Raw genomic sequence first — 22,581 nt, forward strand, 5'->3', positions numbered from 1 at the left:
TGGAACACCCGCTGCCACCCGTTCACCTGGACCAAGACCGCCGATCAGATCCTGCCCCACGCCACCCGTCAACGAACCTCAGACGCGCGACACTAGGCGAACTCGGGCGCCAGCTTTTCGGCGATCTCATAGGTGTTCAGCGCCGCGCCCTTGCGCAGGTTGTCGCCGCACACGAAGAAGTCGAGCGTGTTCGGGAAGTCCAGCGCCTGCCGGATCCGGCCGACGTAGGTCGGGTCCGCGCCGACCACCTCGGCCGGTGTCGGGAACACGTTCCGCTCCGGGTCGTCCACGAGCACGACCGACTGCTGTGCCCCGAACACCTTGTGCGCCGCCTCGACGGTCACTTCGCGCGCGAACGTCGCGTGCACGGCGAGGGAGTGCGTGGTCACCACCGGGACGCGCACGCAGGTCGCGGACACCTTCAGGCCGGGGATGCCGAGGATCTTGCGGGACTCGTTGCGGACCTTGAGCTCCTCGGAGTACCAGCCGTCGCCCTTGTAGGACCCGGCCGAGGGCACCACGTTGAACGCGAGCGGCGCCGGGAACGGCGAGTCCGCGATCGGCAGGCCCGCGGATTCCAGCTCCGCGCGCACGTCACCGGCCTTCACCCCGAGCGGCTTGCCCGCGACGGCGTTCAGCTCGGCGTAGAGCCGGTCGACGCCTTCCTTGCCCGCGCCGGAAACGGCCTGGTACGAGGCGACGACGAGTTCGGTCAGCTCGAACTCGTGGTGCAGCGCGCCCAGCGCGGCCATCATGGACAGCGTGGTGCAGTTCGGGTTCGCGATGATGCCCTTCGGCCGCGCGCCGACCTGGTCCGCGTTGACCTCGGGGACCACGAGCGGTACCTCGTCGTCCATCCGGAAGGCGCCGGAGTTGTCCACCGCGACGGCGCCGCGCGCGGCCGCGACCGGTGCCCATTCCGCGGAGATCTCGTCCGGCACGTCGAACATCGCGACGTCGACGCCGTCGAAGGCTTCGGGGGACAGCGCGACGACGGTCAGTTCCTCGCCGCGCACGGTGATCTTCTTGCCCGCGGAGCGAGCCGACGCGATGAGCCGGATCTCCCCCCACGGCACGGATTCCTTGCCGTTGATGATGTCGATCATCACGGTGCCGACCGCGCCGGTCGCGCCGACCAGAGCCAAGGTGGGTGCCATTTCTACCGACCACTCCCCGCGTAGACCACGGCCTCTTCGTCGCCACCGAGCTCGAAGGCCTCGTGGATCGCGCGCACCGCGTCGTCGAGCTGCGCGTCCCTGATCAGCACCGAGATCCGGATCTCGGAGGTGTTGATGATTTCGATGTTCACGCCCGCGGTGGCGAGCGCTTCGCAGAATCCCGCGGTGACGCCGGGATGCGAGCGCATTCCCGCGCCGACGAGCGAGACCTTGCCGACGTGGTCGTCGTAGAGCACCGATTCGAAACCGATGTCGGCCTTGATCTTCTCCAGCTCGGAAACGGCGTGGGGCCCGTTCGCCTTCGACAGCGTGAAGGTGATGTCGGTACGGCCGGAAGAGGTGCTGGAAATGTTCTGCAGCACCATGTCGATATCGATTTCCGCGTCGGCGACGACGCGGAAGATGCGGGCCGCGGCACCGGTGTGGTCCGGTACCCCGGTCACCGTGATCTTGGCTTCGGAGCGGTCGTGCGCCACCCCGGTGATGAGCGCTTGTTCCACGGGGATCTCCTCAATCGAACCGGCGACGGTGGTACCCGGCTTGTCGCTGTAGGACGAACGGACCCGGATCGGTACGCCATAACGACGGGCGTATTCCACCGAGCGGAGGTGCAGGATCTTCGACCCGCTCGCGGCGAGTTCGAGCATCTCCTCGTACGGGATGGTGTCGAGCTTCTTCGCGTTGGGCACGATGCGCGGGTCGGCGGTGTACACACCGTCCACATCGGAATAGATCTCGCAGACGTCCGCGTTCAGCGCCGCGGCGAGCGCGACCGCGGTGGTGTCCGACCCGCCGCGGCCGAGCGTGGTGATGTCCTTGGTGTCCTGCGAAACGCCCTGGAAACCGGCGACCAGCGCGATGTAGCCCTGCTCCAGCGCTTCGGTGACACGGCTCGGCGTGACGTCGATGATGCGCGCGTTGCCGTGCACCGACGTGGTGACGACACCCGCCTGCGAACCGGTGAACGACCACGCCTCGGCGCCGTGCGCGGAAATCGCCATCGCCACGAGCGCGTTCGAAATGCGCTCGCCCGCGGTGAGGAGCATGTCCATCTCCCGCTCCGGCGGCACCGGGTTCACCTGCTCGGCGAGATCGAGCAGCTCGTCGGTGGTGTCGCCCATCGCGGAGCACACCACCACGACGTCGTTCCCGGCCTTTTTGGTAGCGACGATCCGCTCCGCCACGCGCTTGATCCGATCAGCGCTCTCCAGCGACGAACCGCCGTACTTCTGGACCACGAGGGCCACGCCCGAACCTCCTCCGGGCCGGGTCTGCTCCTCGGTGGGCACCGAGGAGCCCCCGCGTCCCTGATTTGGCCAAAAGCCTACCGGGGAGATGGGCCCGCGCCACTCTTCCGTGTGGGCCCCGCCACCCGTTAAGAGGTATTAGCGCGCAAATTTTCCGTAACCTCAAGGAAATACTGGGAGCACTTTCGGCCGCGTGACATAGGGCACGGTGACCTGGCTACCGTGACGCCATGCGAAAGCCAGCCGAGACGAGCGCGCCGCTCGAAACCGTCATCGCCGAACGCTGGAGCCCCCGCGCGCTGGACGAGACCGGCGAGGTCCGCGCGGACCAGCTCCGCGCGTTGCTCGAAGCCGCGCGCTGGGCACCGTCGTTCGGGAACACCCAGCCTGCCAGGTACTTGGCGGGCCTTCGCGGTGACGGCACCTTCGACCGGATCCTGGGGACCCTCACCGAGCGGAACCGGAGCTGGGCGCACCGCGCGGGCGCGCTGCTGATCGGCGTGATGGTCACGGCCAACGAGAAGGGCGAAGTCCCGTACGCCGAGTACGGGCTCGCGCTCGCGACGCAGAACCTCGTGCTCCAGGCCGTCACCGAGGGGCTCGCCGCGCACCAGATGGCCGGGTTCGACGCGGACGCGGTGGCGCGCGAGTTCACCCTGCCGCCGGACGCGCGCGCCCGCGTGGCGATCGCGATCGGCCACCACGGCGATCCCGAGGTGCTCGGCGACGAACGCGGCGTCGCCCGCGAGAAGGCGCCGAGGCAGCGCATCCCGCTCGGCGAGTTCGCGTTCACCGGCGAGTGGGGCAGCCCGCTGTTCTAGACGGCCGAGCCGCCGACCCTGCGGATGATCTTCGCGAGGATCGCCGACACGATGAGCCAGAAGAGGGCCGCGACGCCGTAGTTGATGAGCACCTGGAGCTTGAACTCCTTGTTCACGAAGAGGTCCTTGAACCCGATCGTGAGCGGGTCCGCCCAGCTCTTGACGAACGACACGATGCCGTTGCCCGGGTTAGCCTCGGCGATCACGAAGATCACGTGCAGCACCAGGATCGCGGCGAAGATCAGGCCGACCCAGCGCACCAGCCCGGCGAGGAAGCCGACGACCTGACCGCGGACCTTCGTCCAGTCGACGTCGCGCTTCGGGCGCTCTTCGCGCTCCACCTCGGCATGCGCCGAACCGGACACCACGGTGGTTTCGGCCTCGTCGGACTTGGCGGGCCTTTCGTCGTGCACACCCATGCCGGGCAGTCTCGCACGTCACTGCGGCGATTGCTACGTGCCAGTAACGTGATCGGAGCAGCGCAGATAACAGTTCGAACTCGCACCGGCTTCCCAACCGCGGCGGGCCATGGTTATGGTGGGCTTGTGGCACGCGCTCTCCTCCTGCTTCGCTGCCGCGACGGGGCCTGACAGACCGGCTCCTCGTCGCGGGGCTTCGTGATGCCGCCGGTCACGCCCAGCGTCACCCCAGCAGGAGATCCCCAGCATGAGCACGCCAGAACCCACCAAATCGAGCCGCATCCGCACGCCGTCCCGGCCAGCGCCGGCGGGCCAGCCCGGGTGGAACCCGCAGCGCGGCACGTCGATGCCGGTCCACCGCTACCGCCCGTGGTTCGACCTGGTCGAGGACATCGACCTGCCCGAGCGCACCTGGCCGGGGAAGCGCATCGACACCGCGCCGCTGTGGTGCGCGGTCGACCTGCGCGACGGCAACCAGGCCCTGATCGACCCGATGTCGCCCGCCCGCAAGCGCAAGTTCTTCGAGCTGCTGGTGCGGATGGGGTACAAGGAGATCGAGGTCGGCTTCCCCGCCGCGTCCCAGACGGACTTCGACTTCGTGCGCGAGATCATCGAAGAGGGCGCGATCCCGGACGACGTCCGCATCCAGGTGCTGACCCAGTGCCGCCCCGAGCTGATCGAGCGCACGTTCCAGTCGCTGGAGGGCGCGCCCCGCGCGATCGTGCACATCTACAACTCGACGTCCGTGCTGCAGCGGCGCGTGGTGTTCCGCGAGGAGCGCGAAGGCATCAAGAAGATCGCGACGCAGGCCGCCGACCTGGTGGTCGAGTACGCGGGCAAGTACTCCGACACCGACTTCCGCTTCCAGTACTCGCCGGAGTCCTACACCGGCACGGAGCTGTCGTACGCGGCCGAGGTGTGCAACGCGGTCACCGAGATCTGGCAGCCCACCCCGGAGCGGCCCGCGATCCTGAACCTGCCCGCGACCGTCGAAATGGCGACGCCGAACGTCTACGCGGACTCCATCGAGTGGATGAACAAGAACCTGGAGCGCCGCGACGGGGTGATCCTGTCGCTGCACCCGCACAACGACCGCGGCACCGGCGTCGCCGCCGCCGAACTCGGTTACCAGGCGGGCGCGGACCGGATCGAGGGCTGCCTGTTCGGCAACGGCGAGCGCACCGGCAACGTCGACCTGGTGGCGCTGGGCATGAACCTGTTCAGCCAGGGCGTCGACCCGCAGATCGACTTCTCCGACATGGACGAGATCAAGCGCACCGTCGAGTACTGCAACCAGCTGCCGGTGCCCGAGCGCAGCCCGTGGGGCGGCGACCTGGTGTTCACCGCGTTCTCCGGCAGCCACCAGGACGCGATCAACAAGGGCCTCGACGCGCTGAAGATGAAGGCGGACAAGGCGGGCGTGCCCGTCGACGAGTACCCGTGGGAAGTCCCGTACCTGCCGATCGACCCCAAGGACGTCGGCCGCAGCTACGAGGCCGTGATCAGGGTCAACTCGCAGTCCGGCAAGGGCGGCGTCGCCTACATCATGAAGGCCGAGCACCAGCTCGACCTGCCGCGCCGCCTGCAGATCGAGTTCTCCAAGGTCGTGCAGCGCCACACCGATTCGCAGGGCGGCGAGGTCGACCCCGCCACGATGTGGACCGCGTTCTCGGCCGAGTACCTGGAGCCGAAGGTGCCGCTGGAGCTGGTGCGCCAGCACGTCGCGGACAACGGCGGCGGCGAGTACGAGATCACCGCGACCGTGGTGGTCGACGGCGACGAGCACGAGATCACCGGGCGCGGCAACGGCCCGATCGCGTCGTTCTTCGACGCGCTGTCCACCGTCGGGTACGACCTGCGGCTGCTGGACTACAGCGAGCACACCCTCACCCCCGGCGACGACGCGCGCGCGGCGTCCTACATCGAATGCGCGATCTCGGACCGGGTGTTCTGGGGCGTCGGCGTCGACCCGTCGATCGTCACCGCGTCGCTGCGCGCGGTGGTCTCCGCGGTGAACCGCTCGCACAGGTGAGTCTTGGCGGGGCTTCCCCGGCGCGCTCTGCGCGCCGGGGAAGCCCGTACGGGGTGGGGCGCCGAGTGCGGTTCGCGGGCTGAACGTCGTCCGCGGGCGAGTGGGTCCCCGGGGCGCTGGCCTGCGTTTAGCGGGCTAAATGTCGTCAGCCGGGGGTGGTCGCCAGGTGGGTGGCACGGGCGTAGGCCTGGACCAGGGGGCGGGTGTCGTCCTTCCGCCAGGCCAGTGCCAGCCGGCTCGGCGACACGCCGCGCACCGGGATCGCGGTCACGTCGCCCCGGGTCAGCAGTGGCGCGTTCCCGGTCGCGATGAGGCAGACGCCGCGACCGTCCACAAGCGCCTCGTACGTCTCGTCGGGTGTCGAGATCTCCCCGCCGATCACGGGTGCCCTGCCGCCGCGCGCTTCCGGCGCCAGCCAGTAGTCCCGCAACGGCCCGGCGCTTTCGGGCAGGGCGAGGAACGGTTCGCCGAGCAGGTCCGCGAAGTCCACTTCGGCGCGGCCCGCCAGCGGGTGCGCACTCGACATGGCCACCAGCCGCTGCTCTTCGGCGACCACCACGTGCTCGTACCGCTGCGCGCCGGGCACCGGCAGCCACACGAAGGCGGCATCGCTGGAGCCGTCCGCGAGCCCTGCCGTCGAGTCGTGCCACCCGATCTGCCGCAGGGTCAGCGTGGCCTCCGGATGTTCGGCGGTGAACCTCGACCGGATCGCCGGGAGCATGCCGCCGCGGCCGGGACTCGTGCTCATCCCGACCACCAGCGTCCCCCGCTGCGCGGCCTTCGCCACCCGGACGGCTCCGGCCGCGGCCTCCCACTCGGCGAGCACCCGTCGCGCGTGCGGCAGCAGCGCTTCGCCCACCGGCGTCAACCGGACCTCGCGGCGGTCGCGTTCGAACAGCGGCGCGCCGAGCTGGCCTTCGAGCGCGCGGATCTGCTTGCTCAGCGCGGGTTGTGAGACGTACAGCCGTTCCGCCGCTCGCGTGAAGTGCAGTTCCTCGGCGATCGCGACGAAGTACCGGAGATCGCGACCGTGCACGTCCATAACCAAGGGTTATCACAGCGGGTCTTGGACGCGCGAGCGGTTTGCCAGCAGAGTCCTCCCCGGCGAAAGGGGAAGCAGATGAGCAGGGTTTGGCTGGTCACCGGGGCGAACAGCGGTTTCGGGCGCGCCATCACCGAGGCCGCGGTGAACGCGGGTGACGTCGTCGTCGCGGCGGTGCGGCGCACCAAAACGCTCGCGGATGTCGTCGCCGCACACCCGGACCAGGTCGAGGCCGTGGCGCTGGACGTCACGGACCTCGCGGCGGTCGAAGCCACAATCGACGACCTCGTCGCCAGGCACGGCCGGATCGACGTGGTGGTGAACAACGCGGGCCGCAGCCACGTCGGCGCCTTCGAGGAAACCACCGACGAGGAACTGCGGTCGCTGTTCGACGTGCACGTGTTCGGCCCCGCCGCGCTCATCCGCGCCGCGCTGCCGCACATGCGCGCCAGGCGGTCCGGCGCGATCGTGCAGCTGAGCAGCATGGGCGGGCAACTGTCGTTCGCGGGCTTTTCGGCCTACAGCGGCACGAAGTTCGCGCTGGAGGGGCTTTCCGAGGGGCTCGCCGACGAGGTGAACCGCCTCGGGATCAAGGTGCTGATCGTGGAACCCGGCGCGTTCCGCACCGGGCTGTGGGGCAGTACGAGCCGCAGCACCGAAATCGGTGACTACGCCGAGTCGGTCGGCCCCACCCGCCGTCTCGTCGTCGACGCCGACGGCACGCAGGCAGGCGACCCGGCCAAGGCCGCCGCGGCGATCCTGACCGCGCTCGACGCGACCGAAACCCCGTTGCGCCTTCCACTCGGCGCGGACTCCGTCGACGCCGTGAGCGGGCACCTCGACCAGATCAGGACCGAGCTGACCCGGTGGGAGAAGGTCGCGCGCGACACGGCGTTCGACGACTGATTCAGAGTGCGGCCAGCGCGGCCAGGATTTCGCGGGGCTCGGTCCGTTCGGTGTAGTCGGTGTGCACGTCGGCGAACCGGACGGTCCGGGTCCCGTCCACCACGAGCACGGTGGGATGCGGCAGTTCCCACGTGCCGTCGGCGTTGTGCTCGGTGAGGTCCGAGCCGATCGCCGCCATCACGTCCTGCACGCCGGCAGCGGGTGTGAAGGTGATCCCCAGCGAGCGGGCGACCTCGTTTCCGGGGTCCGAAAGCACCGCGAACCCCAGCTCGTTCTTTTCCTTTGTGGACAGTGAGCCGTCCGGGGCCTGCGGGCTGATCGCGGCCAGCCGCGCGCCGGACTCCGCCAGCTTCGGCGACAGCTCCTCCTGGTAGGCGCGCAGGGCCAGGTTGCAGAAGGGGCACCACTGGCCGCGGTAGAACACCAGCACTGCCGCCCCGCCCGAGACGAGTTCGCCGAGCGTCACCTCGGCGCCGGTCGCGTCCGGAAGCGCGAAGCCGGGCACCGTGTCGCCCGCCTTGACGAACCCGTCCGTGCGGTCGGCGTACCGGCGCTGCTCGGCCGTCAGGGTGGCGAGCGCGTCGGCGGGGATGACCTCCCGCGCGTGTTCCTTGATCCCGTTCAGTCCCTGGGAAAGCTCGTTCACCTGTGGTTCCTTACGCCGGAGGTCGATGTACCGATCAGTACATCGAGGGTGACTGTACTATTCGGTACATGGACGCGCAAGCAGTGGCCGTGACGGAGCAGGGGCGGCGGACCCGTGACGCGATCGTCGGCACGGCGGCGGATCTGATGTACACGCACGGCGTGGCCGCGACGAGCATCGACAAGGTGCTCAAGGCCTGCGGTGCGGGCAAGTCGCAGATGTACCACTACTTCAAGAACAAGGACCAGCTCGTCGACGCGGTGATCGGGCACTACCTCGACCACATCCTGGCGGCGCAGCCCGCGCTCGGCGAGCTGGCGGACTGGGCCGATTTCGACCGCTGGGCCGAGCAGGTGCTCGACATCCACCGCGGCCCGGCGGGCCCGATCGCCTGCCCGCTCGGCAACGTCGCGGGCGAGCTCGGCGACGACCCGCGCTTCGCGGAGCTGCTGGACAAGGCGTACCGGACCTGGGAAGGAAAGCTCGCGCACGGCCTGCACGTGTTGCGGGACAAGGGAAAGCTCCGCGCCGACGCCGACCCCGAGCGGCTGGCCCAGCTCGCCATGGTGTGCCTGCAGGGCGGGCTGCAGATGGCCCATGTGCGGCGGGACATCACCCCGCTGGAAGACGGCCTGCGCCTCGCCATCGCCCACCTGCGCCGGCAATCCTGACCACGCCCCGGTTTTCCATGCCCGCGAACGGGTTCCTTCCGGGGAGCACGTGCGGGCGGAGTCTCGCGCCCCCCAGGTCCGCGAAGATCACGGTGATGATGCGCGCGCGTCGGTTCCGGTGCGCTGGGCGCGGAAACACGGAGCCGCCGGGGCTTGGTCCCTGAAGGGCGCCTTCGGGGAATCTGACACCCCAATCTCGCCCCGCTCGGCGCGCGGCCTGATGCTGCTGATGCCCCGAAGGGCCCCTTCACGGCATCAGCTTCCCCCAAGGACGCCTTCAGGGCATGCGCGCTGGAGCGGAGCATGCCTGCGAAGACCACGTCCGGCGTTCACGCCTGGGGAGTGCCCCTGCGGAGCACGAGCGCGGAACATGGCGCCGCTGGCCGCTCTGAAGGGCACCTTCGCGGCGTCGGATTCCCCGATGGCCGCCTTCAGGGACTGCTCGCGGCGAAGCCGAAGCGCGCGAAGGGACGATCTGGGGCGTCCAAGTCCCTGAAGGCGTCCTTCAGGGAATCCCCGTCCGGCAAGCATCCCGCGCGCGGCGAGCTGCCCGTGGCTGGATGTCCCTGGACGGCGCGGCGCGGTATACACGGTCCATGCCGATGATCACTGTGCAGATGATGCCGGGCCGCACCCCCGAGCAGAAGGCCGAGCTGGTGGAGCGCCTCACGGACGTGTTCCTGGAGACGTGCGGCAACCCCGGCCAGCCGCGGCACGGGGTGTGGGTGGTCATCGACGAGGTGCCGCCCGAGCACTGGGCGGTGGGCGGCAAGCTCGTCGCCGGACCGGCTGACGAGAAGTCCTAGCGCGCCGCCGTTCCTTCTGAGTAAGTTTCTCCCCGCACGAACAATCACTGGGGAGCGACTCCGTGCCGCCGATGTCCGTCGAGGACGTTTCTGGGGGCGTGCGCGGGGTGGCGAAGGCGCCTCTTCTCGAGGCCGTTCTTCGACGTGCCCTCTTACTGGGAGGAACATCCTTTGTCACGACTAGCGAACAGACGGCGTGCCGTGTTCGTCGTCGGGCTGGCCGCACCGGCGTTGCTCGCCTCGGCGACGACGGCGGCGGCGATCTCGGCGGCGGGTATCTCGACGGCGGCGAGCGCTGAGCGCGCGGCGGTGGCGGGCGCACACCCGGCGTGGGCGACGGCGTCGGCCGATCGCGGCGCCCTCGATCCGGCGGCCACGCTCGACGGCATCCGCGTCTTCCTGGCGGGGAAGGACCCCGCCGGGCTGGAGTCCTACGCGCGGGCGGTGTCCGATCCGCGCAGCCCGAGCTTCCGGCACTTCCTGAACCCGCGGCAGATCGCGGACCGGTTCGGCCCGACCCCGGCGCAGACCGAGCAGGTCACCGAGTGGCTGGCGTCGGCGGGGCTCACGGTCACCGGGACCGATCCGCACTTCGTCGCCGCGCGCGGCACGGTTTCCGCGGCGCAGCGGGCTTTCGGCACCGAGCTGCACGACTTCGCCGACCACGAAGGGAAGCACCGCGCGCCCGTCGGCGCCGTCACCGCGCCCGCGTCGCTCGCGAAGGCCGTGCTCGGGGTGACCGGCCTCGACGACCCGGCGAAGCAGCGGGTCGAGCCCAAGGTGAAGGCCGACCCCGACCCGTACGGCCCGCCTGCGACGATCTACCGCGGTCTGCCCTGCTCGGACTACTGGGGGCAGAAGGCGGCGACGGACCGGCCCAAGGTCGACGGCAAGACGGTCGCCTGGACCCCGTGCGGGTACGGCCCGCAGGAGCTGCGCGCCGCCTACGGCGTCGACAAGACCGGCCTGACCGGCAAGGGCGTGACGGTCGGCGTGCTCGACCCGTACGGCTCGCCGACGATCGAGGCGGATCTCGCCGCCTACAACACCAAGCACAACTTCCAGCAGTTCCGGCCGGGCCAGCTCAAGCAGTACGTGGAAACCGGCGGGGCGACGACCTGCTACGGCGGGCCTCCCGGCGGCCTGTACATCGAAGAGGCCCTGGACATCGAGGCCGTGCACGCGATGGCGCCGGACGCCGACGTCGCCTACATCGGCGCCAAGGACTGCGAAAGCACGAGCCTGATCGACGCGGTCAACCGCGCCGTCGACGGCCACCTCGCCGACCTGATCAACAACTCGTGGGGCATCGGCTCCGAACCGCCGTCCGACGCCGTGCGGCAGGGGTTCGAGCAGGCGTTCCAGCGCGCGGCCGTGTCCGGCATCGGGATCTACTACTCCTCCGGCGACTGCGGCTACGAGGACCCGGAGACCCCGTGCGGCAAGGGTGACGAGTCGACCCGCAAGCAGACGAACTACCCGCCGGAAAGCCCGTGGGTGACCGCGGTCGGCGGGACCACGATGGGCCTGGACCAGCACGGCAGGAAGGTCGCCGAGGTCGGCTGGGGCAACGTCCGCTCGAACCTGACCGAGGACGGCACCGGGTGGACCCCGGCGCCGAAGGACGCGTACCCGTCGGGCTACACCGGCGGATCCGGCGGTGGCACGAGCATCGTGTTCCGCCAGCCCGCCTACCAGGCCGGGGTGGTGCCGGACAAGCAGGCGCTCGAACGCCCCGACGGCTCCACGTCGGCGTACCGGATGCGCACGGTCCCGGACATCTCCGCCGACGGTGACTCGAGCACCGGCATGCTCGTGGGCTACACCGGCCGGGACAAGGACGGCGTGGCCCGCTACCACGAGACGAAGCTCGGCGGGACGAGCCTGTCCAGCCCGCTGATCGTCGGCATCCAGGCACTGGCGCAGCAGGCGCAGGGTTCCGCGATCGGGTTCGCCAACCCGCAGATCTACGCCAGGTACGGCACCGCCGCGTACCAGGACGTGACCGATACCCCGGTCAGCGTCGCCCGCAACGACCTGACCAACCCGAACGACCCGGACAGCGCGCCCCTCAAGCGCCTGTACACCGCGGGCTTTTCCGGCGGCCCGCTCGCCGCGTTCCCCGGTTACGACCGGCTGACCGGCGTCGGCACCCCGGGTGCCGGGTACGTCGCGACGTACCGCCGCTAGGGCGCGGACCGGGCAGGCGGTTCCGCCGCCTGCCCGGTCAGCTCGGCGACCTCGTCGGCGAGCGCGCCGATGACCGCGGCCACCGCGGGCCGCGCCGAGGCGCCGGCCCTGGCCGCCACCTCGATGTGGCGCGCGGCCCTGATCCCGGCGAGCGGGCGGCACACCAGCCCGCTGCCCCTCCGGGTGTCCATTGTGTACCGGGGCAGCAGTGCGATCCCGTGGCCCGCGGCGACCAGCCGCTCGGTGATGCGGAAGTCGTTGATGCGCTGCACCACCTTGGGCCGCACGCCGGTCCGCACGGTGAGCGAGCGCAGCACGTCGTCGACGGGGAACCCGAAGTCGACGCTGATCCACCGCTCGTCGGCCAGCGCGGCGACATCGACCTTCGCCTCGCGCGCCAGCCGGTGCCCTTCCGGCAACGCCACGTCGAGCGGTTCGCGCAGCAGGTGCCGCACTTCGAGGCGCCCGGTGTCGAACGGGGGCGCGTGCTCGTCGCGGTGGGCCACCACCACGTCGTAGTCCGCGACCAGCCCCGGCACGTCGGCCGGGGTCATGTCGACGTCCCGCACGGTCACTTCGAGGCCGTCGAACCCGGCGATCCGGCGCAGCAGGCCCGGCAGCAGCATCAGCCCCGCGGACTGGAAGATCGCGAGCCGGACCCGGCCGCGCGGCACGTTCCGGTAGGTGTCCAATTCGGACTCGGCGCGGGCCAGCGCGGACAGCACCTCGTCCACGCGCGCGACGAGCGCCTGCCCCGCGTCGGTGAGCCGCAGGCCGCGTCCCGACGGTTCGGTGAGCGCGAGCCCCGCCTCCTCCTGCAACGCGCGGAGCTGCTGCGACACCGCGGACGGCGTGCAGTGCAACGCCTTCGCCGCCGCCGTCACGCTGCCGCGGTCCGCGAACTCCCGCAGCGCGCGCAACCTGCCGATGTCCATCCGGCCACTCTAATCAAGCGCGGCGCACTGTGAAGCAGCGCTTCAAGATCGGTGCAGATAATCTCGCTGGTCCTCACCCCCGCCCCACCCGCACAGTGGACGCATGCCCATCCGTGACCGCCTGCTCGCGTTGTTCGTCGCCGTCCTGTGGGGCTGCAACTTCCTGGCCATCCACGCCACGCTCGGGCACTTCCCGCCGCTGTTCGCGGCCGGACTGCGGTTCCTGGTGATCGCCGTCCCGACCGTGCTGTTCGTGCCGTGGCCGCGGGTGAAGGCGCGCTATCTGCTCGGCTACGGGCTGGGGTTCGGCACGCTGCAGTTCGCGTTCCTGTTCGTCGCGCTCGACAAGGGGATGCCCACCGGGCTTTCCTCGCTCGTGCTGCAGGCGTCGGCACCGTTCACGGTCCTGCTCGGCGCGGTGGTGCTGCGGGAAAAGGTGACCGGCAGGCAGTGGGCCGGGATTCTGCTCGCGGTGGCCGGGATGTCGGCGATCGCGTGGCAGCAGGCCGAGCACGCCGTGCTGCTGCCGGTGATCCTGACCCTGCTCGGCGCGCTGAGCTGGGCGTTCGGGAACCTGAGCACGCGGAAGGCGCAGCCGGACAACCCGCTGCACTTCACGCTGTGGATGTCGGTCGTGCCACCGCTGCCGCTGTTCGCGCTGTCCATGGCGACCGAGGGCCCGTCCGCGGCGTGGACCTCGCTGACGACGGTCAACTCGCACACGGGCTGGATCGCCGTCGCCGGGCTGAGCTACGTCGTGGTGTTCGGCACGATCGTCGGGTCCGGGATCTGGACGACGCTGATGGGGCGCCACCCCGCCGGGGTCGTCGCGCCGTTCTCGCTGCTGGTGCCGGTGGTGGGGATGTCGGTCGCGTTCGCGGTGCTCGGCGAGCGGCACAACGCGATCGAGATCGGTGCCGCGGTCGTGGTGATCGCGGGCGTGCTGCTCGGCTCGCTGCGCAAGCGGAGCGCACCGGTTCCGGAAGCGATCGAGCCGCTCCCGGAACCGGCGACGACTCAGCGCGTGACGGACTGAGACGAGTCCTCGCGCGCGGGCTCGTCTTCCTCGTCGTCGTGCTTGGTCATGCGCTTCTTCACGATGATCCCGACCACGACGCCGATCACGACCGCCGCGCCGAGGCCGATGTAGGAGAACCGCGAAAGCCATTTCTCGGCCACCACCCCGAGGTAGTACACGGCCGCGGTGGTGCCGCCCGCCCAGACGATTCCGCCGAGCGCGTTCGCGGCGAGGAATCGCGGGTAGTGCATGCCGAGCGAACCGGCCAGCGGACCGGAAAGCACGCGCAGGAACGCGATGAACCGGCCGAAGAACACGGCCCACACGCCCCGTTTCTGGAACACCTTTTCGGCCTTGGCGATGTGTTTCGGCCCGAAGTGCTTCGGCCATTTCCGCCCGGCCCACGCGAACAGCTTCGTGCCCCATTTTCGGCCGATCGTGTACCCGATGCTGTCGCCGATGATCGCGCCCGCGCTGGCCGCGATGCCGATCCACAGCGGATTCATCTGCGCGTGCTGCGACGCCAGCAGTGCCGAGCCGACCAGCACGATCTCGCCGGGGAGCGGGATACCGAGGCTTTCGATCCCGATCACGAGGCCGACGAGCAGATACACCGCTACCGGCGGGATCGACTCCAGGATCTGATCGATGTGCACTTTCGTCCCCTCATACGCCATTGTCCCCTTATGTCCGAATTACCGTCGGACCGGTGGTCTTCCGCAGGGTAGCGCAGGAAAATGGGGCGATCAGGAGAATGCGGCAAGCGCGGCCGTCACCGGGGTATCGCCGGAGACGACGTCGAAGCCGCGGTTTTCGGTGAACGGCTCGTCCAGCGCGGCGACCAGCACCGCGGCCACGTCGGCGCGCGGAACCCGGCCCGGTTCGAGGTGCCCGGCCACTTTCACCCGTCCGGTGGCCGGGTCGTCGGTCAGGTTGCCCGGCCGCACCAGCGTCCAGATCAGGCTCGACCGCCGCAGCGCGCTGTCCGAAACCTGTTTCGCCAGCAGGAACGACCGCACCAGCCGGTCGCCCTGGTCCGGCGAGTCGGCGAACTGCGCGGAGAGCTGCACGAACCGGGCCACCCCGGCCCGCTCGGCGGCGCCGATCGCGGCGATCGTGCCGTCGCGGTCGACCATGTTGACCGCCGACGGGTCGGGGTCGGCCGCGCCGGCGGTGTTGATCACCGCGTCCGAGCCGAGGAACACCTCCACCAGCCCGGCCGGATCGGTGGTGAGGTCGGCGAGCACCGGCTCGGCGCCGAGCGCGGCCGCGTGCTGGCCGCGCTGCCTGCTGCGCAGCCCCGCCTTCACGGTGTGCCCGTGGCGGCGCAGCAGGCGGACGACATGACTTCCGGTGCGCCCCGACGCGCCGAGCACGGTGACCAGCATGCCCGGATTTTGCCAGGTTCAGCCCGGATCGCGCCCGCCGAAGAGCCGCTCAAGCGCCGTAGACGCGCAGGAACGCGGCGACTCCCTGGCCGACGACGGTGTCGATCTCCGTTTCGGTGAGCGGGATCGCGCCGTAGAAGCTGCGCTGCAGCACGTCGGTGATGGTGAGCAGGTTGAAGTGGTTGGCGGCCTGGTCGGCGTCGGCGAAGGCGAGCAGGCCGCGGTCGGCAATGGCGCGCAGGTACGGCGCCAGGCGCAGGTGCGCGGTCGCCGGGCCGGCCAGCCGCCACGTTTCCAGCGTCGCGGCGGGCAGGCGGGTCACCTCGGCCTGCAGCACGCGGACGAGCGCGTAGTGGTCGGGGAAGTCGAAGACCGCCCGCACCCTGTCCACGCCGAAGGCGACGAGATCCTCTTCGAGGTCGAGGATCTTCCGCAGGTGCCGTTCCATCAGCGCGTGGATGGTGTCGGTGACCTCGTCGGCGCCTTCGAGCGCGACCAGCCGGAACAGCTCGTCCTTGTCGGTGAAGTGGTTGTAGATCGTCCGCTTGGACACGCCCGCCTCGGTGGCGATCGCGTCGAGGGTGGCCCGCGCGTAGCCCTCGCGCCCGAACACCACGCGGGCCGCCGCGGTGATCGCGCGCCGCTTCTCCGGCATGCCGTTCCCGCGCCGGGGAGTGGCCGTTCCGGCCCCGTCCATGTGCTCACTCCCGGTCCGCGGTCTGGAGGACGTCGTGCTCCGACAGCTTAGGTCCGACGCGGTCGGCGAGCGCCGCCAGCAGTCCGGCGAGCAGCGTCCTGGTCAGCCCGTCCGCCAACTCGCCCCGCTCGTCGAACCGCTCGTGCGCGTGGAAGACGATGACCTCGGGCTTGGCCACCACCTCGGCGCCGACCGCGGCGAGGATCTGCCGTAGCGCGAGCTGCGCCCGCGCGGTCCCGAGCGCGCCGGGCGACGCGCCGAGTATCGCGATCGGCTTCCCGGCGAGGCGGGAAGCGTCGGCGGCGGTGCTGGCCCAGTCGATCGCGTTCTTCAGCACCGCGGGCACGGACGCGTTGTACTCCGGTGTCGCCAGCAGCAGCGCGTCCGCGTTCGCGATCTCGTGGCGCAGCGCCCGCACCGGCTCCGGCGGGGCGGCGGTGTCCAGGTCGGCGTGGTACATCGGCACGTCGGCCAGCCCGTCCCACGGCGTGATCGACACCCCGGACGGCGCGAGCTTCCCGGCGGCGCGCAGCAGCGCGGTGTTGTGCGAGCCCTCCCGCAGGCTGCCGGACAGCGCCAGGACACGTCGTTCGCGCACGGTTTTCCTCCCGCTCAGTGATGTAAACCAGTCAGTGCAACCATTACTCTATACCGTGTAGTGTCGTCATTGCACTTATTGGTTTACGTCGAGGGGAGACCGGGATGATCGCGACCGAAGCACCGCCCCGGCAGGGCGGCGTGGCGATGGGGTGGCTGGTCCTGCTGGCGACGCCGTTGTCGCTCGTCACCACCGGCCCGACGCTGGTCCTGCCCGAGATCGCGGCGGATCTCGGCGTCACGCGCGACGCGGCCGCGTGGGTGGGACCGGTGTTCGGCTGGGCCGTCGCACTGGGCACCCCGATGATCGCCGGGCTCGTCCGCCGCCGAGGCGCCCGCGCCGGAGTCCTGGTCAGCGCGTTCGCCGCGGCCGCCGGCATGGCACTGGTGCTCGTCGCGCCGTCGCTTCCGGTGGCGCTGGCCGGGCGCGCGCTGCAGGCGGCGGGCGGGGCCGGGTTCGTCACGATCGCGATGAGCCTCGTCGGCTCGCCCGGCCGGATGGGCCTGCTGACCTCGGGCTTCAGCATGCTCGGCGCGACGGGCGCGCTGCTCGGTTCGCTCGTCACGGAGCTGACCACCTGGCGCGCCGCGCTCGCGTTGTCGGCGGTGAGCCTGCTCGCGTTGCCGGTGGTGGTGCGGCGGCTTCCGACGCCGAACACGCGCACTGGGGGTTTCGACCTGCGCGGCGCGCTCGCGCTGGCGGCCGTGACCTCGGCGCTGGTGCTCGTGCCGCGCTACCCGCTGCCCGCCGCCGCGGGCGCGGTGCTCGCCGGTGCGCTGCTGATCGCGCACGTGCGGGCGCGGCCGGACGGATTCCTGCCGCTGGCGGTGCTGCGGCAACCGGCGTTCCACCGCTCCGGCGCGCTGGCGCTGCTCATCGCGACCTCGTACTTCGGCATGCTGTACGCGGTGCCCGCGCTGCTCGGGCGCGCGGGATGGGCCACGGCCACGATCGGCGTGACGCAGCTTGCCGTCCTGCTCGGCGGGGCCGCGCTGGGGGCCGTGCTCGCCGGGCTGTCTTCGCGGATGTCGCGCGGCGCCCTGGTCTCGGCGCTCGGCGGAGTCGCCGCCGTGGCGTTCGCACTGCTCGCCGCGCCGGTGCCGTGGCTGCTCCCGGTCGCGCTCGGGCTCGCGGTGTGCGCGGCGTCGGCGGCGCAGGCCACGCTCGGCCTCGCCGCCGCGGACGCCGCGCCACCGGGACTCCGGCCGACGGCGCTCGGCCTGTTCAACCTGTGCTACCAGCTCGGCGGCGCCTTCGGCCCCGCCATCGCCACCATCACGGTGCTCTGACGAAGCGCGTTTAGCCCGCTAACTGCACTCCGCACCCCATCCCGCCTGCCGGCTGGCCTTTTGTCCCCGCAGGCGACCTTCGGGGCCCCGGATGCTCCGGCGATCCGCAGAGATGGTTCGCGCGCGTCGATTCCGGTGAGCTGGGTGGCGGAAACGTGGAACCGCCGGGGGAGCCGCCCCGGGGCTCGATCCCTGAAGGACGCCTTCAGGGAATCTGACGCCGCGATCTCGCCCCTCACGGCAAGCGGCATGGTGCTGCTGATGCCCTGAAGGTGCCCTTCGCGGCATCAGATTCCCTCAAGGACGCCTTCGGGGCATCCGCTCCGGAGCAGAGCGGGCCTACGAGGTCACATCCGCGGCATTCACGCCCGTGAAGGCCCCCTTTCGGGGGCACCAGCGCGGAAACGAGAAAGAGGCGCACGTCGCGAGATTCCAGCACATGCCCCTCAAGGACGCCTTCGGGGCATCGCACGTCCCCGGCGGCATCCCGCCAAGCGCGTTTAGCCCGCTAACTGCAGGCCACAGCGCCAAACGCGACCAGGGCGCGGCTCATCTCGAGAGCCGCGCCCTGTCAGCGCGAATTTCGGCAACCGAAGAAGATCTACCCTTCGAACATCTTCTCGGTGACGGAGGCGGCGTGGCCGGGGTTGACGTCCGGGTTGAGGGTGTCCTCGACCTCGACCAGTTCCGCCTCGACCTCGTGCGGGGTGATCTCGCCGTCCCGGATCTGCTCCGCGAAGTGGCACGCGACGCGGTGGCCTTCGCCGATTTCGCGCAGCACCGGGCGTTCGGTGTCGCACCGGGTCTCCTGCCGCCACGGACACCGGGTGTGGAACCGGCAGCCGCTCGGCGGCGCGGCGGGCGAGGGCAGGTCGCCGGCGAGCAGGATCTGCTCGCGGCTGTCCTCGACCAGGGGGTCCGGCACCGGGATCGCCGACAGCAGCGCGCGCGTGTACGGGTGCAGCGGGTTCTGGTACAGCGTTTCCGAATCGGTCTCCTCGACCATCGAACCCAGGTACATCACGCCGATCCGGTCCGAGATGTGCCGGACCACCGCGAGGTCGTGCGCGATCACCAGGTAGGTCAGCCCGAGCCGGTCCTGCAGTTCCTCCAGCAGGTTGATCACCTGCGCCTGCACGGACACGTCGAGCGCGGACACCGGTTCGTCGGCGACGATCAGGTCCGGTTCGACGGCGAGCGCCCGCGCGATGCCGATGCGCTGGCGCTGGCCGCCGGAGAACTCGTGCGGGTACTTCCGCAGCGACGACTCCGGCAGGCCGACGGCGGAAAGCAGTTCGCGCAGCCGTTCGCGCGTGCTCTCCTTGTCCTTGTCCAGCCCGTGCGCCCGCATGCCCTCGACCAGAATGGACTCGACGGACTGGCGGGGGTCCAAACTGGACAGCGGGTCCTGGAAGATCATCTGCATCCGGCGGCGACGGCGGCGCAGGTCCTCGCCCTTGAGGCCCGCGATGTCGTTGCCGTCGAACACGACCGACCCACTGGTCGGCTCGGTGAGCTTCAGGATCGCCCTGCCGAGCGTGGTCTTGCCGCAGCCGGATTCGCCGACGAGCCCGTAGGTCTCGCCGCGGCGGATCTCGAGGTCTACGCCGTCGACGGCGTAGACGTGCCCGACCGTCCGGTCGATCAGCACCCCGCGCTTGATCGGGAAGTGCACCTTCAGGTCGTCGACGGCCAGCAGCGTCTCGCCCTGCTTCGCTTCGGTCACGCTACTGGTCATCGGGTTCCCTCCCCCGCCGCCACCGCGGGCGTCACCGGGTTGTGGCAGCGCAGCAACCGCTCGTCGCCTTCCAGGTCCGGCGACGAACTCCGGCAGACGTCCAGTGCGTTGGGGCAGCGCGGCGCGAACGCGCAGCCGCCGTCCCACGGGATGTTGTCGGCCACCGACCCCTTGATCGGCAGCAGTTTCTCGCCGCGCGCCGAATCGAGCCGCGGGATCGACGCGAGCAGCCCGTGCGTGTAGGGGTGGCGCGGTTCGGCGAACAGTTCGTGGCGCTCGGCGCGCTCCACGATCCGGCCGCCGTAGAGCACGTTCACCTCGTCGCACAGCCCGGCCACCACGCCGAGGTCGTGCGTGATCATCACCAGCGCGGTCTCGGTGTCGCGCACCAGCTCCGCGAGCAGCGCGAGGATCTGCGCCTGGATCGTCACGTCGAGCGCGGTGGTCGGCTCGTCGGCGATGAGCAGCCGGGGACGGCACGCCAGCGCGATCGCGATCAGCGCGCGCTGGCGCATCCCGCCGGAAAGCTGGTGCGGGTACTCGGAAAGCCGCCGGTTCGGGTCGGGGATGCCGACCTTGCCGAGCAGTTCCTCCGCCTCCACCTTCGCCTGCTTGCGCGGCATCCCGCGGTGCCGTTCGAGCACCTCGGTGATCTGCAGCCCGATCGGGATGACCGGGTTGAGCGAGGACAGCGGGTCCTGGAACACCATGCCGAGGTCGCGGCCGCGGCGGTCCCGCATCTCCTTGTCGGAAAGGCCGATCAGGTTCGTGCCTTCGAAGGACACGGAACCGGTGACCTTGTTGCCGCGCCTGGGAAGCAGGCCCATGATCGCCAGCGAGGTCACCGACTTCCCGCAGCCGGACTCGCCGACCAGCCCGACCGTCTGGCCGGGTTCGACGTCGAAGCTGACGCCGTCCACCGCGGCGAACGGGCGCTCGCCCCTGCGCTGGAAGACGACCTTCAGGTCACGCACTTCGAGCAATGCCATCGCGGTTCACCGCCTGTTCTTCGGATCGAGGGCTTCCCGCATGGACTCGCCGAGCAGCGTGAACCCGAGCGCCACGATGATGATCGCGATCGCGGGGTAGTACGCCAGCTCCGGCCGGATGTCGAGGAACTTGCTCGACGCGTTGCCGAGCATGAGCCCCCATTCGGCGCGGGACGGGTCCGGGTCGCCGAGCCCGAGGAACGACAGCGAAGCCGCTTCGATGATCGAGGTCGCCAGCGTCAGCGTGGCCTGCACGATCACCGGGCCGAGCGCGTTGGGCAGCATGTGCCGCAGCACGATCGTCCGCCGCTTCACACCGAGCGAGGTCGCGGCGAGCACGTGGTCGCTGGAGCGCTGCGCGAGCATCGCGCCCCGCAGCAGCCTGGCGAACACCGGCACCGTCACGATCGAGACGGCGATGATCACCGTCCACTGGTTCGGCTTCGCCGCGAGCGCGGCCACCGAGATCGCCAGCAGCAGCGAGGGCACCGACAGCAGCACGTCGACGAACCGCATCAGCACGGTGTCGACCCAGCCGCCGACCGCGCCGGCGGTGCCGCCGATCAGGATGCCGGCGGCCAGCCCGATCAGCGTCGCCATCACACCGACGACGAGGGTCTGCTGCGCGCCGACGAGGAGCCGGGACAGCAGGTCGCGGCCGAAGTCGTCGACACCGAGCGGGTAGCCGGGCATCGGGCCGGGGATGATGCCCTTGCCGAGCTGCACCGAGCCCTGCATGGAGCGCTCGTAGGGGTCCTTCGGCGCGATCAGCGGCGCGAAGATCGCCAGCAGCACGAACAGGCCGGTGATCACCGCGCCGGTGATGGCCACCGGGCTGCGCGCCATCCGCCGGAACGCCTCGCCGGAAAGGCTGCGGCCCGCCGAAGCGGCCGCGAGGTCGTCGAGCTTGTCCTTTTTGGACTTCATCAGCGCGTTCACCGCACACGCACCCTCGGGTCGATGATCCCGTAGGAGATGTCGACGAGCATGTTCACCACCACGTAGACCACGGCACCGAGCAGGATCAGCGCCTGCAGCCGTGGATAGTCCCTGCGTTCGATCCCTTCGGCGAGCAGATAGCCGATACCGCGGATGTTGAACACCTTTTCGGTCAGCACCGCGCCGCCGAGCAGCAGGCCGGTCTGCAGGCCGATCGTCGTGGCGACCGGCAGCAGCGCGTTGCGCAGGACGTGCCGCCGCCGGATGGTCGGCTGGCGAAGGCCCTTCGACTGGGCGGTGCGGATGAAGTCCTCGTTGAGCACGTCGAGCACGGACGCCCTGGTGATGCGGACGATCACCGCGAGCGGGATGGTGGCCAGCGCGATCGCGGGCAGGATCAGGTGCTCGATCGCGTCCCACGCCGCGTCCCATTCCTGGGTCAGCACGCCGTCGAGCACGGCGAACCCGGTGACGTGCGTGGCGTCGAGGCCGGAGCTCTGGCGACCGGAGGACGGCAGGCCGAGCAGCTCGGCGAAGTTGTCCTGCAGGAAGTAGCCGAGGAAGAACACCGGCACCGCGACGCCGACGAGGGTGACGATGATGACGGCGTTGTCGAGGATCCCGGCGCGGAAGCGGGCGGCGAGGTAGCCGAACGGGATGCCGAGGCCGACCGCGATGATCAGCGCGCCGACCGACAGCTCGATGGTGGCGGGCAGCGCGAACCCGATCTCCGAGAGCACCGGCTGGCCGGAAGCCAGCGAGCTGCCGAAGTCACCGGTCAGGATGCGGCCGAGGAACTTGAAGTACTGGACGAAGATCGGCTGGTCGAGGCCGAGCACCCGGTTCAGGTCGGCGATCTTCTCCGGGGTGGCCTTGTCGCCGAGTAGCGCGCCCGCCGGGCCGCCGGGGAGCAGGCGTAGCCAGGCGAAGACGAGAATGGACAAGATCAGCAGCGTCGGTATCGCCTGGAGCAACCGACGCACGATGAATCGAAGCATGAAGGTTTCTGCCTTGCGTCCTGTGGTGGGCGGA

General features: G+C 70.4%; 22 protein-coding genes. 8 read left to right on the forward strand and 14 right to left on the reverse strand.

Annotation, left to right across the window (positions count from 1 at the left end):
- Positions 1 to 92 precede the first annotated feature (92 nt).
- Together ABD256_RS41465 and ABD256_RS41470 are read right to left on the reverse strand one after the other, a co-directional pair.
- Positions 93 to 1,157 (reverse strand): aspartate-semialdehyde dehydrogenase, encoded by a 1,065-nt coding sequence (locus ABD256_RS41465; protein ID WP_344431445.1) that lies wholly within the window; start codon positions 1,155 to 1,157, stop codon positions 93 to 95.
- 2 nt (positions 1,158 to 1,159) lie between these two features.
- Positions 1,160 to 2,425 carry an aspartate kinase gene (locus tag ABD256_RS41470; protein ID WP_344431447.1) on the reverse strand — a complete coding sequence of 422 codons (1,266 nt, stop codon included), beginning with the start codon at positions 2,423 to 2,425 and terminating at the stop codon, positions 1,160 to 1,162.
- A 230-nt stretch (positions 2,426 to 2,655) separates the two neighbouring features.
- On the opposite strand from ABD256_RS41470, the gene ABD256_RS41475 reads away from it, so the two are divergent.
- Positions 2,656 to 3,246 carry a nitroreductase family protein gene (locus ABD256_RS41475; protein ID WP_344431449.1) on the forward strand — a complete coding sequence of 197 codons (591 nt, stop codon included), beginning with the start codon at positions 2,656 to 2,658 and terminating at the stop codon, positions 3,244 to 3,246.
- Here ABD256_RS41475 and ABD256_RS41480 read toward each other — a convergent pair.
- Positions 3,243 to 3,665, reverse strand: a complete 423-nt coding sequence (locus ABD256_RS41480) for a hypothetical protein (protein ID WP_344431451.1) — start codon at positions 3,663 to 3,665, stop codon at positions 3,243 to 3,245. The genes ABD256_RS41475 and ABD256_RS41480 overlap by 4 nt on opposite strands.
- A 247-nt stretch (positions 3,666 to 3,912) precedes the next feature.
- On the opposite strand from ABD256_RS41480, the gene leuA reads away from it, so the two are divergent.
- Positions 3,913 to 5,697, forward strand: a complete 1,785-nt coding sequence (gene leuA, locus ABD256_RS41485; RefSeq protein ID WP_344431453.1) for a 2-isopropylmalate synthase — start codon at positions 3,913 to 3,915, stop codon at positions 5,695 to 5,697.
- Between the two features lie 145 nt (positions 5,698 to 5,842).
- On the opposite strand, the gene ABD256_RS41490 is transcribed toward leuA, so the two are convergent.
- On the reverse strand, positions 5,843 to 6,739 hold the full coding sequence (locus ABD256_RS41490) for a LysR family transcriptional regulator (RefSeq protein ID WP_344431455.1): 897 nt from the start codon (positions 6,737 to 6,739) through the stop codon (positions 5,843 to 5,845).
- A gap of 78 nt (positions 6,740 to 6,817) precedes the next feature.
- On the opposite strand from ABD256_RS41490, the gene ABD256_RS41495 reads away from it, so the two are divergent.
- A complete protein-coding gene (locus ABD256_RS41495) occupies positions 6,818 to 7,645 on the forward strand; it encodes an oxidoreductase (RefSeq protein WP_344431457.1) in 828 nt (275 codons plus the stop codon).
- Position 7,646: 1 nt separating this feature from the next.
- Here ABD256_RS41495 and ABD256_RS41500 read toward each other — a convergent pair whose 3' ends face one another.
- On the reverse strand, positions 7,647 to 8,291 hold the full coding sequence (locus ABD256_RS41500; RefSeq protein WP_344431459.1) for a peroxiredoxin-like family protein: 645 nt from the start codon (positions 8,289 to 8,291) through the stop codon (positions 7,647 to 7,649).
- A 68-nt stretch (positions 8,292 to 8,359) separates the two neighbouring features.
- On the opposite strand from ABD256_RS41500, the gene ABD256_RS41505 reads away from it, so the two are divergent.
- The 3 genes from ABD256_RS41505 (at position 8,360) to ABD256_RS41515 (ending at position 11,958) form a co-directional block, all read left to right on the forward strand.
- Positions 8,360 to 8,962 carry a TetR/AcrR family transcriptional regulator gene (locus tag ABD256_RS41505; RefSeq protein WP_344431461.1) on the forward strand — a complete coding sequence of 201 codons (603 nt, stop codon included), beginning with the start codon at positions 8,360 to 8,362 and terminating at the stop codon, positions 8,960 to 8,962.
- 560 nt (positions 8,963 to 9,522) lie between these two features.
- Positions 9,523 to 9,768: a tautomerase family protein gene (locus tag ABD256_RS41510; RefSeq protein ID WP_425546610.1), complete on the forward strand. Its 246-nt coding sequence runs from the start codon at positions 9,523 to 9,525 to the stop codon at positions 9,766 to 9,768.
- Between the two features lie 171 nt (positions 9,769 to 9,939).
- On the forward strand, positions 9,940 to 11,958 hold the full coding sequence (locus ABD256_RS41515) for a S53 family peptidase (protein WP_344431466.1): 2,019 nt from the start codon (positions 9,940 to 9,942) through the stop codon (positions 11,956 to 11,958).
- On the opposite strand, the gene ABD256_RS41520 is transcribed toward ABD256_RS41515, so the two are convergent.
- The gene (locus ABD256_RS41520; RefSeq protein WP_344431468.1) at positions 11,955 to 12,893 is read right to left on the reverse strand and encodes a LysR family transcriptional regulator; all 939 of its coding nucleotides are present in this window, start codon (positions 12,891 to 12,893) and stop codon (positions 11,955 to 11,957) included. The two genes, ABD256_RS41515 and ABD256_RS41520, sit on opposite strands and share 4 nt — an antisense overlap.
- Before the next feature lie 103 nt (positions 12,894 to 12,996).
- On the opposite strand from ABD256_RS41520, the gene ABD256_RS41525 reads away from it, so the two are divergent.
- Entirely contained in the window at positions 12,997 to 13,929 is a 933-nt protein-coding gene (locus ABD256_RS41525; RefSeq protein WP_344431469.1) for an EamA family transporter, read from the forward strand.
- On the opposite strand, the gene ABD256_RS41530 is transcribed toward ABD256_RS41525, so the two are convergent.
- The 4 genes from ABD256_RS41530 to ABD256_RS41545 form a co-directional block, all read right to left on the reverse strand.
- Entirely contained in the window at positions 13,911 to 14,567 is a 657-nt protein-coding gene (locus ABD256_RS41530; RefSeq protein WP_344431471.1) for a DedA family protein, read from the reverse strand. The genes ABD256_RS41525 and ABD256_RS41530 overlap by 19 nt on opposite strands.
- 90 nt (positions 14,568 to 14,657) lie before the next feature.
- The gene (locus tag ABD256_RS41535; RefSeq protein WP_344431473.1) at positions 14,658 to 15,299 is read right to left on the reverse strand and encodes an SDR family oxidoreductase; all 642 of its coding nucleotides are present in this window, start codon (positions 15,297 to 15,299) and stop codon (positions 14,658 to 14,660) included.
- A gap of 49 nt (positions 15,300 to 15,348) precedes the next feature.
- Entirely contained in the window at positions 15,349 to 15,996 is a 648-nt protein-coding gene (locus ABD256_RS41540; protein WP_344431475.1) for a TetR/AcrR family transcriptional regulator, read from the reverse strand.
- Between the two features lie 4 nt (positions 15,997 to 16,000).
- A complete protein-coding gene (locus ABD256_RS41545) occupies positions 16,001 to 16,594 on the reverse strand; it encodes an NADPH-dependent FMN reductase (protein ID WP_344431476.1) in 594 nt (197 codons plus the stop codon).
- 104 nt (positions 16,595 to 16,698) lie between these two features.
- Here ABD256_RS41545 and ABD256_RS41550 point away from each other — a divergent pair, with 104 nt between their 5' ends.
- Positions 16,699 to 17,883, forward strand: a complete 1,185-nt coding sequence (locus ABD256_RS41550; protein ID WP_344431477.1) for an MFS transporter — start codon at positions 16,699 to 16,701, stop codon at positions 17,881 to 17,883.
- A gap of 601 nt (positions 17,884 to 18,484) precedes the next feature.
- Here ABD256_RS41550 and ABD256_RS41555 read toward each other — a convergent pair.
- The 4 genes from ABD256_RS41555 to ABD256_RS41570 are packed head-to-tail and all read right to left on the reverse strand — an operon-like array spanning position 18,485 to position 22,547.
- The gene (locus ABD256_RS41555) at positions 18,485 to 19,621 is read right to left on the reverse strand and encodes an ABC transporter ATP-binding protein (RefSeq protein WP_344431479.1); all 1,137 of its coding nucleotides are present in this window, start codon (positions 19,619 to 19,621) and stop codon (positions 18,485 to 18,487) included.
- Positions 19,618 to 20,610 carry an ABC transporter ATP-binding protein gene (locus ABD256_RS41560; protein ID WP_344431481.1) on the reverse strand — a complete coding sequence of 331 codons (993 nt, stop codon included), beginning with the start codon at positions 20,608 to 20,610 and terminating at the stop codon, positions 19,618 to 19,620. Before ABD256_RS41560 ends, ABD256_RS41555 begins: the two co-directional genes overlap by 4 nt.
- A gap of 6 nt (positions 20,611 to 20,616) precedes the next feature.
- Entirely contained in the window at positions 20,617 to 21,537 is a 921-nt protein-coding gene (locus tag ABD256_RS41565; RefSeq protein ID WP_425546611.1) for an ABC transporter permease, read from the reverse strand.
- A gap of 8 nt (positions 21,538 to 21,545) precedes the next feature.
- Positions 21,546 to 22,547 (reverse strand): ABC transporter permease, encoded by a 1,002-nt coding sequence (locus ABD256_RS41570; RefSeq protein ID WP_344431485.1) that lies wholly within the window; start codon positions 22,545 to 22,547, stop codon positions 21,546 to 21,548.
- Between the last annotated feature and the right edge of the window lie 34 nt (positions 22,548 to 22,581).

The sequence above is a fragment of the Amycolatopsis minnesotensis genome, from assembly GCF_039529815.1.
In the GTDB taxonomy this organism is placed as follows: domain Bacteria; phylum Actinomycetota; class Actinomycetes; order Mycobacteriales; family Pseudonocardiaceae; genus Amycolatopsis; species Amycolatopsis minnesotensis.